This is a genomic window from Kineococcus auxinigenes (genome assembly GCF_050871525.1).
In the GTDB taxonomy this organism is placed as follows: domain Bacteria; phylum Actinomycetota; class Actinomycetes; order Actinomycetales; family Kineococcaceae; genus Kineococcus.
In genome coordinates this window covers 16,518-30,495 of record NZ_JBKBCT010000046.1, presented here as the reverse complement: position 1 = coordinate 30,495, position 13,978 = coordinate 16,518, and the positions used below count along the sequence as shown (strand labels likewise).

The window sequence follows — 13,978 nt, the reverse complement described above, 5'->3', positions numbered from 1 at the left end:
CCCGTTGCGCGAGTGGATCGCTATGCAAGGTCACCCCTACGGTTCCGGATGTAGGACCAGTACCCTGGGGTGAGGTTGACCCAATGACCGGAATTTGGACCGACCCGGAAACTGGCAAAAAGCATGAGCCGGGGGCATGTCAGTGGGGGGATTACGCCGTTCCTGCCTCGGAATGTTACCCGGATAGTCCGGCTGATACGCCTTCGCCGAGTCCTTCGCCGAGTCCTTCGCCGAGTCCTTCGCCGAGTCCTTCGCCGAGTCCTTCGCCGAGTCCTTCGCCGAGTCCTTCGCCGAGTCCTTCGCCGAGTCCTTCGAAGTCGGAGGACGTCTGTGATGTCCCCGCCAGATGGACGTGGTCGGCAGAGAATCATATCGACAGGCGTCACATTGAAGGTGGGGACCTCGTCGATGACTATGCCGGCATTTGGGGAGTTCCCAATCAATATGGCGAGAGACCGTACGTAGAAACTTCAAATCTCAAGTCGCTGATGGTATCATCGAACGCAGTTAAAGGCCGGCTTCAAGCAAACAACCGATGCATTAGAACACTAAGTGCGGGTCAACCAATCGGAACACTCTCTCAGGTGCAGGGAGGGTTTGCTACCAGCGATTATTCTGTTGTCTACGAGCAGACTGGCGACTTGTACACAATGTACCCGGGATTCAATTGATTGTGAAGGCGGTCGCAGTGGCTATCCGTGCAAAAATATATGACTCTAATGGATCCATCCTGGGGACTTACGGGGGATCTTTTGGCTTGAACGAGATGGTCAAAGAAGCGCGTTTAATGCGTTTTCCGTTACTATCCGGCGTGGATTCTGAGGATGATACTCAGTTTAATGTTGGGCAAGTGCATGCCCTGCGAGCTGAACTTTCTGCGATGCTAGAACTTGTATCTGACCCAATGGCTAGAGATGTGCAAGGACTCTTTGAATTTTGCACAGCGGTCTCCGAAGGAACTCATCGAAAACTTGTTTTTATTGGAGACTAACCAGGTTGAGTTCATGAGCCTTTGTCAGTAGCGTCTGACCGCTACTGACAAAGGCTCACTGGCCGGGAACGCGCCTGGAGCTGACGCTGACGGTGCCCGAACGTCCCGGGGTGCGGTTGCGGCGACGGGTACCCCTCTTCGACGAGCTGGGCCGCGTCCTCGGCCCGCAGTACGCCGACGCTCACCTGGTGGACCAGTGCGAAGCGCAGGTGCTGCCACCGGTGAACCAGGCACGTGACGGCTTCCTCGACGTCTAGGACCCACCTCCGTCGACGGCACGTGAGTGATCAACGTCCGCACGAGACGGCTCGCCCCACGCCCCGTCCGGCGTAGCCGTGATTGGCTGCATTGGTGCCGTGAGGACCATCACCGCGCGCGAACTGCGCAACGAGCACGCGCGCATCCTGCGAGAGCTCGAAGACGCGGGCGAGGGCTACACGATCACCAACCACGGACGACCAGTCGCCCGCATCACGCCCATCGCCCCCGCCCCCGACCGCCTGCGAGCCTTCAGCGGCGTCCCCCTCAGCGCCGCCGCCGGCCTCAACTCCGCCGCCGGCCCGTTCGACCACGACCGGTTCGACCGTCAGGTGGCCGCGACGCTGGACCCCGTCGCGCGTGATCCCTACGCAGGACGCGACGAGCCCGACGACGGCACCACGCCGCCAGCTCGGCCCGGCGCGTCGAACTCGGCGGTGGACGCCCACGCCGTCCGCGAGCAGGCGACCGCTGACGGCCTTCGGGCTGTCCCTCGTGGCCCACGACTGGACGACCTCGCGGAGCAGGTCGCTCAGGAGAGGCCCCGGCAGCAGTGACCTCTGGCTACCTGCTGGACACGAACGTCCTCATCGACGTCCTGCGCACCCCCGCCGGGTCGAGGTTCAGCATCGACTCCAGCCGACCCACCTACGTCTCGCAGATGACGTTCGCGGAGCTGCGGTTCGGCATCGCCGTGGCCTCCGGGCCAGTTCAGCAGCAACGCCTCACCGATCTCTCCATCGCGCGTCGCCTGTGGCCGAACGCCCTCCCTGTGGACGACGCCGTCGTCGATGCCTACGGACAGGTGGCCGCGACCATCTCGGCGGCCGGCGGGACGAAGAGGCAGCTTCGCATCCAGGTGGTCGACGCCTACCTGGCCGCGACCGCCTACGCCTTCGACCTCGAACTGGTGACCAACGACCTGGGCGACTTCCAGGACGTGTCGAGCCTCGTAGACGTGACCCCGTTCACCGTCACCGCACCGTAGAGGGCCCAGCGTCGACGAACGCACGCACGTGCCGCGTCGTTCTCGCTGCCCTTCGGCGACCAGGTGGACGCCGCGGCGCCCGCCCGCGACACCACCCGCCCTCAGGTGCTGAGCGGCTCCGGCAGGGCGCGCAGCAGGGCGGCGGTGGCGGCGGCGGGGTCGTCCGCCTCCGTGATCGCGCGCACCACGACCACCCGCCGCGCGCCCGCCGCCACGACCTCCCGGACGTTGTCGAGGTCGATCCCGCCGATCGCGAACCACGGCGTGGTGCCCGCGCTCGCCGCGGCGTGGCGCACGAGGTCCAGGCCCGTCGCGGCGCGCCCGGGCTTCGTCGGCGTCGCCCACGTCGGTCCCACGCAGGCGTAGTCCACCTCGGGGTCGGCGACCGCCGCGTCGAACTGGGCGGGGGAGCGGGTGGAGCGGCCGATCAGGGCACCGGCGCCCACCAGCCGGCGGGCCGCCGCGGGCGGCAGGTCCCGCTGCCCCAGGTGCAGCACGTGCGAACCGGCGACGGCGGCCACGTCCGCGCGGTCGTTGACGGCCAGCAGGCGGCCGTGGCGACGCGCCGCGTCGGCGAACACCTCCAGCAGTTCCAGCTCCTCGGCGGCCTCGAGGCCCTTCTCGCGCAGTTGCACGACGTCCACGCCCGCACCCAGGGCGGCGTCGAGGAACTGCTCCAGGTCGCCCTCGCGGCGGCGGGCACCGGTGCACAGGTACAGGCGGGCGGCGCGCAGCGCGTCGCGGGGGGTGGTTGCTGCGGGGTTCGGCACCCGGGCGAGTGTGCCAGCCGCGGGGGTAGGGTGGCCGCACCACGGGAGCCCGGGATCGCGGGCTGAGAGGGTGAGCGCGCTCACCGACCGTCGAACCTGCTCCGGGTCGTGCCGGCGAAGGGAGGGGAACGTGCAGACGTGCGACGTCGTCGTGCTCGGCGGCGGGATCGTCGGGACCGCGTGCGCGTGGCGGCTCGCCGAACGCGGCCGCCGCGTGGTGCTGGCCGACCCCGACCCCGGTGGTGGTGCGTCCCGCGCCGCGGCGGGGATGCTCGCCCCCGTCAGCGAGCTGCACCACGGCGAGCGGGAACTGCTCGCCCTGTCCCTGCTGGCCGCGGAGGGTTTCCGCCGCTACGCCGCCGAGGCCGGTGCCGCCGGCGGCGCGAGCACCGGGTACCGGGGCTGCGGAACCCTCGTCGTGGCCCTCGACGCCGGCGACCGGGCGCGGTTGGCCGAGGTGCGCCGCGCCCAGGAGCTCCTGGGCCTGGACGTGCAGGCCCTCACCGGCCGCGAGTGCCGTCGGCTGGAACCGTTCCTGGACCCCTCGGTCTCCGGTGGCACGCTCGTGCGCGGCGACCACCAGGTCGACCCGCGCCGCCTGCTGAACGCTCTGCGCGCGGCCGCCGCGGCGCACGGGGTGCGCACGGTCCCGCTGCGCGGGGAGGTGCTCGTCGAGGACGGGCGCGCCGCGGGGGCCCGCCTCGGCGACGGTTCCGCGGTGCGCGCCCCGCTGGTGGTCCTGGCCACCGGTGCCCGCGCGCAGGAGCACGCCCCCGTGCGCCCGGTGAAGGGGCAGGTGGCGCGGTTGCGGATGCCCGCCGGGCAGCACCTGCTGCAGCGCACCGTGCGCGGCGTCGTGCGCGACCGCGACGTCTACCTCGTGCCCCGCGAGGACGGCGAACTGGTCGTCGGTGCGACCACGGAGGAACGCGGTTTCGACGAGACCGTCACCGCCGGTGCCGTGCACGACCTGCTGCGCGACGCGCAGGCCCTCGTGCCGGGGACCGCGGAGCTGGAACTCGTGGAGGTCCTGGCCCGCTCGCGCCCGGGTTCCCCCGACAACCTCCCGCTGATCGGGTTCGGGGAACCGCCCGGTCTGCTGCTGGCAGCCGGGCACCACCGCAACGGGGTGCTGCTGTCAGGGGTCACGGCCGACGCCGTCGCGGCCCTGGCCGCGGGGGACGCTGTCGCACCCGAGGTCGCGGCCTGCGACCCGGCGAGGTTCGGGTCGCGCACCGCGGCCCGCGAGGAGGTGGGAGCCCGGTGAACGCGCAGGCGACGGAAGGTTTCGAGGTGGTCGTGAACGGCGAACCGCTGCGGGTGCCGGTGGGTTCCAGCGTGGCGGACGCCGTCGCGCTGTTCGCCCCGTCGGTGACCGCGGGGCGGGGCACGGCCGTGGCGCTGTCCGAGGAGGTCGTGCCCGCGGGCCGGTGGGCGGACACGCCCGTCGCCGCCGGCGACCGCCTCGAGGTGCTGCAGGCGGTGGCGGGAGGGTGAGCGTGCAGGTGCTGGACCGGGCCGCCACCGCACCCGGGGACCCCTTCGTCGTCGCGGGCCGGGAGTTCCGCTCCCGGCTGATCACCGGGACGGGCGGAGCTGCGAACCACGACGTGCTCGAACGCGCCCTGCGCGCCTCGGGCACCGACCTGACGACGGTGGCGCTGCGCCGCGTCGACCCCTCCCGGCGGGGCTCCCTGCTGGAGGTCCTGGAGCGTGCCGGCGTCCAGGTGCTGCCGAACACCGCCGGGTGCCGCACGGCGCGCGAGGCGCTGCTGACCGCCCGCCTGGGGCGGGAGGCGCTGGGCACCGACTGGGTGAAGCTGGAGGTCGTCGCCGACGAGGAGACCCTGCTGCCCGACGCCGTGGAACTCCTCGACGCCGCCGAACTGCTCGTCGACGACGGTTTCACCGTCCTGGCGTACACCAACGACGACCCGGCGCTGGCGCTGCGGCTGGAACGCGCCGGGTGCGCGGCCGTGATGCCGCTGGGCGCCCCGATCGGCACCGGCCTGGGGATCCTCAACCCGCACAACATCGCGCTGATCGTCGAGCGCGCAGGGGTTCCCGTGGTGCTGGACGCCGGCATCGGCACCGCCTCCGACGCGGCGCGGGCGATGGAGCTCGGGTGCGACGCGGTGCTCCTGGCGACAGCGGTGACGCGCGCGCAGGACCCGGAACTCATGGGGGCGGCGATGCGGCACGCGGTCCTGGCCGGCCGCGCCGCGCACCGCGCCGGGCGCATCCCCCAGCGCGCCCTGGCGCAGGCGTCCTCCCCGTGGGCGGGGCTGGCGGAGTTCCCGGACCCTGGACACGAGAACGCCGGACCCGGGAGGACGCCGTGAAGCTCGAACCCCTCGTGGAACCCGGTGCCGAGCTGACGGCCGAGGAGCGCCGCCGCTACTCCCGCCAGCTGCTGCTGCCGGAGATCGGCGAGGTGGGGCAGCGCCGGCTGAAGGCCGCCCGGGTCCTCGTCGTCGGTGCCGGGGGTCTGGGTTCGCCCGCGCTGCTGTACCTGGCGGCGGCGGGCGTCGGCACGATCGGTGTCGTCGACGACGACGTGGTGGACGAGTCGAACCTGCACCGGCAGGTGCTGCACGGCGTCGCGGACGTCGGCCGGGCGAAGGTGGACAGCGCCGCCGAGGCGGTGGAGCGCGCGAACCCGCTGGTGCGCGTGGTCCGGCACCGCGAGCGCCTGACCGCCGGCAACGCGCTGGGGCTGCTCGCCGGGTACGACCTCGTCGTGGACGGCGCGGACAACTTCGCCACCCGCTACCTCGTCAACGACGCGTGCGTCCTGGCGGGCAGGCCGTGGGTGTGGGGGGCGGTGCTGCGCTTCGCCGGGCAGGTGTCGGTGTTCTGGGACGAGCACGGGCCCACCTACCGGGACCTGTTCGCCGAACCGCCCGCGCCGGGGACGGTGCCCTCCTGCGGCGAGGCCGGCGTGGTCGGCGGGGTGTGCGCCGCGGTGGGGTCGGCGATGGTCACCGAGGCCGTGAAGCTCATCACCGGTGCGGGGGAGAGCCTGCTGGGGCGCGTCCTCGTGCACGACGCGCTGGCGATGACGTGGCGCACGCTGCGCCTGGCGCCGGACCCGCGCCGCGCCCCCGTCACGGAGCTCGTGGACGCGGTGCAGGTGTGCCCGGTGGACGTCGCGGACGTGCCGGAGGTGGACGCGGCGGAACTGGACCGGCGCCTGCGCGAGCGCGCCGCGGGCCGCGGCGAGTTCGTCCTCGTCGACGTGCGCGAGCCCGCCGAGCACGCCGCGAGCGCGATCCCCGGCTCGGTGCTGGTGCCGCTGGCGGACCTCCTGGCGGACCCGGCCCGCGTGCCGGCGGACCGGCCGCTGGTGCTGCACTGCGCCGGCGGCACCCGTTCCGCGCAGGCCCTGCGCGCGCTGCGCGAGCACGGCCGCACCGACGTCGTGCACCTGCGCGGCGGCATCGCGGCCTGGGACGCCCGCAGCACCTGACCGGAAACCGGAACCCCTCTCCCCCCGCCGTGATCATGCACGGTTGAGCGTTCACGCGTGCATGATCACGGCGGGGGAGGGGTGGGGGTGGTCCGGACGGCCGCGGCCGGGCTGGCGCGCGGTCGCCGCCCCGACCTACCATCGGCGGAGAAATCCAGGGTTCGGGCGTCTCAGTGGCTGGGGGTGGCGCCGCCGCACTGGAGGCTACCCGTGGACCGCCACGACGTCCTGACCCCGCCGCCCACCCGCTCCGGCGCCCTCGCCACCTACCGCCGCCTGCCCGCCGTCGCCGGCTGGCCGTACCTCGCCGTGTCCGCGCTGGCGCGCCTGCCCGTGTCCATGGTGCCGATCGCCGTGCTCACGGCCGTCACCTCCACCAGCGGCTCGGTCGCCGTGGGCGGTGCCGCCAGCGCCGCCACCGCCGTGGGGGAGGCCCTCGGCGCGGCGGGCGCCGGCGTGCTGTGCGACCGGCACGGGCAGCGCCGCGTGCTGCTGCCGCTGGTCGCCGCGCACCTGCTGGCCCTGGCCGCCTTCGTGGCCGTGCTGGGCGGTTCCGTGCTGGGCGGTTCCGTCGCGGCCCTGCTGGCCGCCGCGTTCCTCACCGGCCTCACGCTGCCGCAGGTGGGGCCGCTGTCGCGGGTGCGGTGGATGCGGCTCTCGCCCGCGGACGTGCGCACCGCCATGGCGTACGAGGGCGTCGTGGACGAGCTGTCGTTCGTCGCGGGCCCCGCCGCCGTGGGGCTCATCGCCCTGGCTGCCGACACCCGGACCCCGCTGCTGGTGGCCGGTGCCGTGACGGCCGCGTTCGCCACGGCGTTCGCGCTGCACCGCACCCACCGGGCCACGACCCCCGGGCCCGCGGCACCCCGGCGCGGCGTCCCGGCCCCGCGCACCGCCGGCCGGCAGCCGTCCGTGCTGCTGCCGGTGCTGGGCATGGTCGCGATGGGCGCGGTGTTCGGCGGCACCCAGGCGGCGCTGACGGCCGCCGCCACCGACGCCGGCCGCGCCTCCGACGGCTCCCTCGTCTACGCGGCCCTGGCGATCGGCTCCACGATCACCGCGCTGGGAACGGTGCTCGTGCCCGCCTCCGTCTCCCTGCGCAAGCGCTGGTTCCTCAGCGCCGCGGGCCTGCTCGTCGGCGCCGTCGCGATGGCCGCCACGGCGGGCAGCACCCCGCCCCTGGTGGCCGCGACGTTCCTCACCGGCCTGTTCGTCGGGCCGGCCATGGTCACCCTCAACACCGTCACCGCGGAGGCCGGCGGCACCCGCTCCGGCGGCGCGGCCATGGCGCTGCTGACCAGCGGGACCGTCCTGGGCATCGCCGTGGGTTCCCCCGCGGCCGGTGCGCTGGCCGACGGGGTCGGCACCCGGTGGGCGTTCGCGGTGGCCGTCGCCGCCGCCGTCGTGCTCGCGGCCCTGTCGGCCCCGCGCACCGCGACGGCCGCCCGGGAGCGCTGAGAGCGCGTCAGAGGCCGAGCAGGCCGTCGATGCTGCTGGTGTTCTTCTGCGCCCGGTAGGCGTTCATGCCCTCCGGCCCCTTCTTCTCGGCGCTCGCCCGGATGAGGTCGCGCTCGCCGGTGACGACCTCCATGACGGGCACGCCCCACCCGCAGGAATCGCTGACGCGCTCGACGTCGACGGTGATCACCGCGCGCGTGCTCGGGTTCGGCGGGTGCAGGGCCACCACCTCCTCGAAGACCGCGGTCCCGGGCAGGTGGACGCGCCCCTGCCCGTGCAGGCGCACGATGCGTGGACGCCGGTCGAAGGAGGTGAACATGACGCAGATGCGCCCGTTCTCCCGCAGGTGCGCGATCGTCTCCACGCCGCTGCCGGTGAAGTCGACCCAGCCGACGCGACGCGGGCCCAGGACGGAGAAGGAGTCACCGCCGCGGGGGGAGACGTTGACGCGACCCTCCGCGGCCAGCGGGGCGGTGGCGGTGAACCACATCGGCTGAGCGTCGATCCAACGTCGGAGCCCGTCGTCGATCGCCTCGAACAGCTTGCCCATGGCGGCGACCCTAGCGGCGGCCGGTGCCGCACCGCCGCCGCAGGAGCGCCCGGAACACCACCACCCCCGGAGCGCTGAGCCTCAGCCCTCCGGCTGCGCCCGCTCGGGCAGGTGCTTGGCGCTGTCGTACAGCAGGTGCAGGACGTCCGAGCCGAACACGGCGGTGAGCATGGCCATGGCGCTGCGGGTCAGCTTCGGCGCCAGCACACCGCCGGCGACGAGGCCCGTCGCCACCCACACCCCCGCGCAGAACGGGCACGTCAGCAGTTCGCCGATCGAGTGCTTCAGCCCCTCGCCGCGCACCTCCTCCATGGTCTCCCCCTCACCGGCCGACCCGGCGAAGCGGGTGAACGGCGCGCGGAACGGCGCGGTCACCGCGTCCTTGGTCAGCAGCCGGCTGCCCTGGTGGGTGGCCAGCGTCAGCAGCGCCAGGTCACCCGCGGTGAACCGGTCGGGCAGGGAACGCCCCCGCGCGCGGGCCAGCAGGCCCGCGCCGCCCACGGCGCCGACGTAGACGCCCATGAGGGTCAGGAACCCGCCCAGGGGGCGCTCCTCGTCGCCCTCGTAGGCGGACTGCACGGCGTGCACCCGCTCGTGCAGGCGCTGGTGCAGCTCGGAGACGGTGGAGGTGTCGGGTGCCATGCCGTACCCCGTACCCCGGCCGGGCCCGTCCCACCCGTCGGAACGGGTGTCAGCTCTCCACGCCGAGCCGGGACAGCTCACCGGCGCCGGTCTCCTCCGCGGCGCTCGCGAACAGGACCAGCCCCTCGGCGACGCTGGTGCGCGCGGCGGGCTCCAGGCGCTCCAGCACGGTGGCGATCTCGCGCCGGCGGCGGGCCATCACCTGCTCCACGAGCCGGCGACCGGCGTCGGTCGGTTCCACGAGCACCTCCCGCCGGTTGGCGGGGTTGCCGGTGCGCTGCACCCAGCCGCCCCCGACGAGGCGGTCCACGGTGCGCGTCAGCGTGGAGGCGTGCACCCCGAGCTCGGCGGCGAGGTCGCCGCTGCGCATGGCTCCGCGGGTGCTGACCAGCAGGAGCACCCGGTACTGCGGCAGCGTCATCACCTCGAGCGCCGCGGCCAGGGAGCGCACCGCGATCCCGACGAGGGCGCGGGAGGCGCCGACCGCGCCGTCGACGGGATCGAGCGGACCGTTCACCCGGACCAACCTACCGGCGCCGCGCACGCGGGCCAGTGCGCGGTCACAGGACGGAGAACCCGTGCGGCAGCGCGGTGCGGCCGGTCGCGGCGAGCAGCAGCTCGGCGGCGCGCCCGTCACCGGCGGCGAGGTCCGCCACCAGCCGCAGGGCCTGCGCGGCAGCGGTGCGGGGCACGTCCGCGGCGGTCCCCAGCGCCACCGCGAGGTCCGCGGTGTGCACGGTCAGCTCGAACGTGCGCGTGGGCAGGTACTCCGCCAGCCGCATGCCGCCGGCGATCGTGGTGACGAGCTCGGTGCCGTCGCAGCCCTCGACCAGGGGCAGCACCCGCTCCGCGATCGCGGGCACGGCGGAGGCGGGGTCCTCACCCAGGGCGGCGCCGGCCTCGCGCCCGCGCTGCGCCACACCGGGCCCGGCGGCGACCTCCCGCGTGACGCGGTAGTAGTCCGCGGCGGTGGCGACGTCCACAGCCGCGGCGGGGCGCTGCAGGTACGCCTCCACGGTCAGCAGGGAGCGGCTGGTGTGCCCGACCAGCGCGCGCACGTCCCACTCGCCCAGACCGGGCAGCTCCCACCGGCCGGCGGCCGCCGCGGTGGTCCGCACGAACCAGCGCGCGGCGTCGTCGAACGCGCGCCGCGACTCCTCCCAGCCGCCCGGCCGGGACCCCGGTGCCGGGGCGAGCGGTGCGGGGCTCACACCCGCGACGGCGCGGCGGGCCGCGTCGGCCCGAACGCGTCCTCCACCAGCTGCCGGGTGGTGATGATGCGGTCGGTGGACTCCCACAGCCCGTCGGCGCGCGGGGCCCACACCCGGTCGGTGCTGTCCAGCAGCGGGATCGCGGGGTCGTTCTCGTGCACGGTGCCCTCCTGGCCGGCGCGGCGGACGGGCGCCGGGGCCCGGCGTCCCGGGGGCACGGTAGGTCGGCGGTGCGCCGCGGTGCGGGACCCACGCCGGGGTGAGGGTTGGGGGAGCGGGAGGGGGTCGGGCCTGCCGCCGGCGACGCCCCTCCCGCTCGTACCCGTTGCATCGGCTGCACGCGCCCGGGGCTTGAACCCGCCCGGGCCGCAGGTCAGCGCCGCACCCGCCGCCACACGTCGCGCAGCGCCACCGGCAGCGCGGTCACGGCGAACACCACCCCGGCCAGCGGGGAGAACCGGAACAGCCACCCGGTGAGCACGAGCAGGCCCACCGTCCACAGCACCCTGCCCACCGGGCCGAAGGTGATCTCGCTGACCGCCCAGCGCGAGTGCGGCCGCGTCTGCAGCGGTGCGCCGGCGGGACCGGCCAGGTCGTCGGCGCGAGCCGCGGGCGGGGCGCCGCCGGTGCGGAAGCGGGGGTCGGGGGCCCGTTCCAGGCACAGCGGGCACCACTCGTCCTGCTGCCGCAGCGGGCGCGCGCAGCCCGCGCACGGGGTGCGGTGCTGAGGTTCCACGTCTGCGCATCGGTGCCCGCCCGGACGTCCTTGAACCCCGGTCGCCGTCGAACCCCCCGTCCGGGTCTCAGGCGCCCAGCAGGCGGACCCCGGCCCACGAGACGCCGGCGACCAGCGCCCACGCCCCCAGACCCAGCAGCACCGCCCGGCCCCCGGTGCGGCGCAGGGTCGGCAGGTGGATGCCGGTGCCCAGGCCGACGAGCGCCGCCACCAGCAGGACCTCCTGCGCGGCGCGCGCGGTCTCCAGCGCCACCGCGGGCAGCCACCCGGTGCTGCCGGCGGCGGTGGCGGCCAGGAAACCCACCACGAACAGCGGCACGGGCGGTGGCCGTCGCCCCGTGCCCGCCGTGCCGCGGCGACGGCCCGCCAGGGCGACGGCCGCCACCAGGGGGGCCAGCAGCACCACCCGGCTCAGCTTCACGACCACCGCCCACGTCAGCGCACCGGGCACCCGCTCGGCGGTCGCCACGGTCTGCCCGACGTCCTGGACGCTGGCGCCCACCCAGTGCCCGAACGCCACCGGGTCCAGGCCCAGCGGACCCCGCAGCGCCGGCAGCAGGAGGATCGCCAGGCTGCCGCACAGGGTGACCAGCGCGACCGCGACGGCGGTGTCCTCCTCGTCGGCGTCGGTGACCTCCTTCACCGCCGCCACCGCCGAGGCGCCGCAGATGGAGAAGCCGGTGGCCACCAGCAGCGCGCGCACCGGCCGGACCCCCAGGGCGCGGCCGAGCAGGAGGGTCCCGGTGAACGTCACCGCGACGGTGACGACCACGACGGCCAGGCCGCCGAGGCCCAGCGCGGCCAGGTGCGGCACGGCGAGCTGGAACCCCAGCAGGACGATCGCGGCGCGCAGCAACCGGTGCGCGGCGAACGCGGCACCGGGCCGCAGCCGCTCGCGCACCAGCCCCAGGTTGGCCGCGGCAGCCCCCAGGACGACCCCTGTCGTGGCGGCACCGAGCGCCGGCACCAGGGCGTGGACGCCGAGGGCCGCGGCCGTGGCGGCACCGACCGCGAGCAGCCCCGGCCACAGAGCCGTCCCCGGTCCCCGCTCCGCCCCCGGTCCCCGCCCCACCGCCGCCGCGCCCCCGCTCCCCACCCGCCCAGAGTGCGGGGCGCCGGCGGCGGCCGGTAGGTGGCCCGTCCCGATGCACCCATCAGCGGTGCTGATGGCTCCCGCGTAGGGTGGTCGCCGTGGCGGCCGAGGACGTCCCCCTGCAGCGCGTGCCCGACCTGGACTCCCTGCAGCTGCTGCTGCGGGTGGCCTCCACCGGCAGCCTGGGCCGCGCCGCCGCCGCGCACGGCATCAGCCAGCCGGCGGTCAGCGCCCGCGTGCGGGCCGTGGAACGCCTGGTGGGGGTGCCGCTGGTGGCGCGTTCCGCCCGTGGTTCCACGCTCACGCCCGCCGGTGCGCTGGTGGCCGACTGGGCCCGCGACGTCCTGCAGGCCGCGGCGGCGCTGGAGGCCGGTCTCGCCTCGCTGCGCGACGAGGGGGACCAGCAGCTGCGGGTGGCGGCCAGCCAGACGGTCGCCGAGCAGCTCCTGCCCCGCTGGCTGGTGCACCTGGCCGCCGAGCGCCCCCGCACCGCGGTCAGCCTGCGCGCGGGGAACTCCGAGGAGGTCGCGGCCGCTGTGCGCGACGGCGCCGCCGACCTGGGTTTCGTGGAGGGCCCGCAGCCGCCGCCCGGCCTGGCCAGCCGCACCGTCGCCCGCGACCGCCTCGTCGTGGTCGTGGCCCCCACCCACCCGTGGGCCCGCCGGCGCGCGCCCGTCGACGCCGCCGAGCTGGCCCGCACCCCCCTCGTGCAGCGCGAACCCCGCTCGGGCACCCGCGCCGCCCTGGAGGCGGCGCTGCCCGGGCACCTGCCCACCGCCGCACCGCTGCTGGAAATGCCGTCCACGAGCGCCATCCGCTCCGCCGTGGCCGCCGGCACCGCACCCGCGGTGCTCAGCGCGCTGGCCGTCGGCGACGACATCGCGCTGGGCCGCCTCGTCGCCGTCCCCGTGCGCGACGTGGACCTGAGCCGTTCCCTGCGGGCGGTGTGGGTGCGCGGTGCGCGTCCCGCCGGCCCGGCCCGCGACCTGCTGGCCATCGCCACCGCCCGCGCGCCCGGCGAACCCTGAACCCGACCCGCCCGCCCCGGACCGCCCGCGCTGGCCCGCTGTCGCAGGTGGGGAGCAGACTCGCCGCATGTGCGGTCGCTACGCCCGGTCCCGGTCCGAGGGTGAACTGGTGGAGCTGTTCGACGTCGGCGAGGTCGTGGGGCAGCCGCTGCCGCCCTCGTGGAACGTCGCCCCCACCCAGCGCGCGCGGGCGGTGCTGGAACGCGCCCCGCAGGACGAACCCGGTGCGGCGCCCGCCCGGCAGTTGCGCAGCCTGCGCTGGGGGCTGGTGCCCGCGTGGGCGAAGGACGTCAAGATCGGCAACCGCATGATCAACGCGCGCGTCGAGACCGTCACGGAGAAACCCGCCTACAAGCGCGCCGCGTCCCGGCGCCGCCTGCTCGTGCCCGCCGACGGGTACTACGAGTGGCAGGTGCGCGAGGACCGCACCAAGGTGCCGCACTTCCTGCACGACCCCGACGGGGAGGTGCTGGCCTTCGCCGGCCTGTACGAGCTGTGGCCGGACCCCGCCAAGTCCGAGGACGACCCCGACCGCTGGCTGTGGACGTTCACCGTCATCACCACCCGCGCCTCCGACGCCCTGGGCCACATCCACGACCGCACCCCGCTGATCGTGCCCCCCGACATGCGCGACGACTGGCTGGACCCGGACCTGACCGACCTGGACCTCGTGCGGCAGGTCCTCGACGCCGTCCCCGAACCGCACCTGGCCACCCGCGAGGTGTCCACCGCGGTGAACAGCCCGCGCAACGACGGCCCGGACCTGGTGGAGGCGGCGGGGTGA

18 protein-coding genes are annotated in these 13,978 nt (G+C 74.9%); 10 read left to right on the top strand and 8 right to left on the bottom strand.

The genetic code is table 11. From position 1 onward, the window contains the following. Nucleotides 1-1,083: 1,083 nt before the first annotated feature. From ACRYR9_RS13340 to ACRYR9_RS13330, 3 genes are all read left to right on the top strand, one after another. On the top strand, nucleotides 1,084-1,248 hold the full coding sequence (locus tag ACRYR9_RS13340; protein ID WP_432496408.1) for a hypothetical protein: 165 nt from the start codon (nucleotides 1,084-1,086) through the stop codon (nucleotides 1,246-1,248). A 99-nt stretch (nucleotides 1,249-1,347) separates the two neighbouring features. Continuing rightward, nucleotides 1,348-1,806 (top strand): type II toxin-antitoxin system Phd/YefM family antitoxin, encoded by a 459-nt coding sequence (locus ACRYR9_RS13335; RefSeq protein ID WP_432496405.1) that lies wholly within the window; start codon nucleotides 1,348-1,350, stop codon nucleotides 1,804-1,806. Continuing rightward, nucleotides 1,803-2,237, top strand: coding sequence for a type II toxin-antitoxin system VapC family toxin (locus tag ACRYR9_RS13330; protein ID WP_432496403.1), 435 nt, complete (start codon nucleotides 1,803-1,805; stop codon nucleotides 2,235-2,237). Before ACRYR9_RS13335 ends, ACRYR9_RS13330 begins: the two co-directional genes overlap by 4 nt. A 101-nt stretch (nucleotides 2,238-2,338) precedes the next feature. On the opposite strand, the gene thiE is transcribed toward ACRYR9_RS13330, so the two are convergent. After that, nucleotides 2,339-3,007 (bottom strand): thiamine phosphate synthase, encoded by a 669-nt coding sequence (gene thiE, locus ACRYR9_RS13325; RefSeq protein WP_432496401.1) that lies wholly within the window; start codon nucleotides 3,005-3,007, stop codon nucleotides 2,339-2,341. A 130-nt stretch (nucleotides 3,008-3,137) separates the two neighbouring features. Between thiE and thiO the strand changes: the two genes are divergently transcribed. The 5 genes from thiO (at nucleotide 3,138) to ACRYR9_RS13300 (ending at nucleotide 7,934) form a co-directional block, all read left to right on the top strand. Beyond that, nucleotides 3,138-4,274 carry a glycine oxidase ThiO gene (gene thiO / locus ACRYR9_RS13320; RefSeq protein ID WP_432496398.1) on the top strand — a complete coding sequence of 379 codons (1,137 nt, stop codon included), beginning with the start codon at nucleotides 3,138-3,140 and terminating at the stop codon, nucleotides 4,272-4,274. Further along, nucleotides 4,271-4,504, top strand: coding sequence for a sulfur carrier protein ThiS (thiS, locus tag ACRYR9_RS13315; RefSeq protein ID WP_432496395.1), 234 nt, complete (start codon nucleotides 4,271-4,273; stop codon nucleotides 4,502-4,504). Before thiO ends, thiS begins: the two co-directional genes overlap by 4 nt. A 2-nt stretch (nucleotides 4,505-4,506) precedes the next feature. Next, nucleotides 4,507-5,349, top strand: a complete 843-nt coding sequence (locus ACRYR9_RS13310) for a thiazole synthase (protein WP_432496418.1) — start codon at nucleotides 4,507-4,509, stop codon at nucleotides 5,347-5,349. Continuing rightward, a complete protein-coding gene (gene moeB, locus ACRYR9_RS13305; protein ID WP_432496392.1) occupies nucleotides 5,346-6,476 on the top strand; it encodes a molybdopterin-synthase adenylyltransferase MoeB in 1,131 nt (376 codons plus the stop codon). The genes ACRYR9_RS13310 and moeB overlap by 4 nt, the downstream gene beginning before the upstream one ends. 210 nt (nucleotides 6,477-6,686) lie before the next feature. Further along, nucleotides 6,687-7,934 carry an MFS transporter gene (locus ACRYR9_RS13300; RefSeq protein WP_432496389.1) on the top strand — a complete coding sequence of 416 codons (1,248 nt, stop codon included), beginning with the start codon at nucleotides 6,687-6,689 and terminating at the stop codon, nucleotides 7,932-7,934. 7 nt (nucleotides 7,935-7,941) lie between these two features. Here ACRYR9_RS13300 and ACRYR9_RS13295 read toward each other — a convergent pair whose 3' ends face one another. The 7 genes from ACRYR9_RS13295 to ACRYR9_RS13265 form a co-directional block, all read right to left on the bottom strand. After that, nucleotides 7,942-8,484: a pyridoxamine 5'-phosphate oxidase family protein gene (locus tag ACRYR9_RS13295; RefSeq protein ID WP_432496386.1), complete on the bottom strand. Its 543-nt coding sequence runs from the start codon at nucleotides 8,482-8,484 to the stop codon at nucleotides 7,942-7,944. Nucleotides 8,485-8,565: 81 nt separating this feature from the next. Next, nucleotides 8,566-9,126 (bottom strand): DUF1360 domain-containing protein, encoded by a 561-nt coding sequence (locus tag ACRYR9_RS13290; protein ID WP_432496383.1) that lies wholly within the window; start codon nucleotides 9,124-9,126, stop codon nucleotides 8,566-8,568. 49 nt (nucleotides 9,127-9,175) lie between these two features. Then, on the bottom strand, nucleotides 9,176-9,643 hold the full coding sequence (locus ACRYR9_RS13285; protein ID WP_432496381.1) for a MarR family transcriptional regulator: 468 nt from the start codon (nucleotides 9,641-9,643) through the stop codon (nucleotides 9,176-9,178). Nucleotides 9,644-9,686: 43 nt separating this feature from the next. Continuing rightward, nucleotides 9,687-10,337: a maleylpyruvate isomerase N-terminal domain-containing protein gene (locus ACRYR9_RS13280; protein ID WP_432496378.1), complete on the bottom strand. Its 651-nt coding sequence runs from the start codon at nucleotides 10,335-10,337 to the stop codon at nucleotides 9,687-9,689. Beyond that, on the bottom strand, nucleotides 10,334-10,498 hold the full coding sequence (locus ACRYR9_RS13275) for a hypothetical protein (protein ID WP_432496375.1): 165 nt from the start codon (nucleotides 10,496-10,498) through the stop codon (nucleotides 10,334-10,336). Before ACRYR9_RS13275 ends, ACRYR9_RS13280 begins: the two co-directional genes overlap by 4 nt. Nucleotides 10,499-10,710: 212 nt before the next feature. Next, nucleotides 10,711-11,073 (bottom strand): hypothetical protein, encoded by a 363-nt coding sequence (locus tag ACRYR9_RS13270; RefSeq protein ID WP_432496372.1) that lies wholly within the window; start codon nucleotides 11,071-11,073, stop codon nucleotides 10,711-10,713. A 67-nt stretch (nucleotides 11,074-11,140) separates the two neighbouring features. Beyond that, nucleotides 11,141-12,169, bottom strand: a complete 1,029-nt coding sequence (locus ACRYR9_RS13265; protein WP_432496370.1) for a YeiH family protein — start codon at nucleotides 12,167-12,169, stop codon at nucleotides 11,141-11,143. 95 nt (nucleotides 12,170-12,264) lie between these two features. Here ACRYR9_RS13265 and ACRYR9_RS13260 point away from each other — a divergent pair, with 95 nt between their 5' ends. Together ACRYR9_RS13260 and ACRYR9_RS13255 are read left to right on the top strand one after the other, a co-directional pair. After that, complete coding sequence (locus ACRYR9_RS13260) at nucleotides 12,265-13,194, top strand: LysR family transcriptional regulator (RefSeq protein ID WP_432496367.1); 930 nt, start codon at nucleotides 12,265-12,267, stop codon at nucleotides 13,192-13,194. Between the two features lie 67 nt (nucleotides 13,195-13,261). Beyond that, entirely contained in the window at nucleotides 13,262-13,978 is a 717-nt protein-coding gene (locus ACRYR9_RS13255) for an SOS response-associated peptidase (RefSeq protein WP_432496364.1), read from the top strand.

Coding starts and splice junctions, on each gene's coding strand:
- ACRYR9_RS13295 (WP_432496386.1), bottom strand. CDS start 8,484: ATGGGCAAGCTGTTCGAGGCGATCGACGACGGGCTCCGACGTTGGATC.
- ACRYR9_RS13290 (WP_432496383.1), bottom strand. CDS start 9,126: ATGGCACCCGACACCTCCACCGTCTCCGAGCTGCACCAGCGCCTGCAC.
- ACRYR9_RS13255 (WP_432496364.1), top strand. CDS start 13,262: ATGTGCGGTCGCTACGCCCGGTCCCGGTCCGAGGGTGAACTGGTGGAG.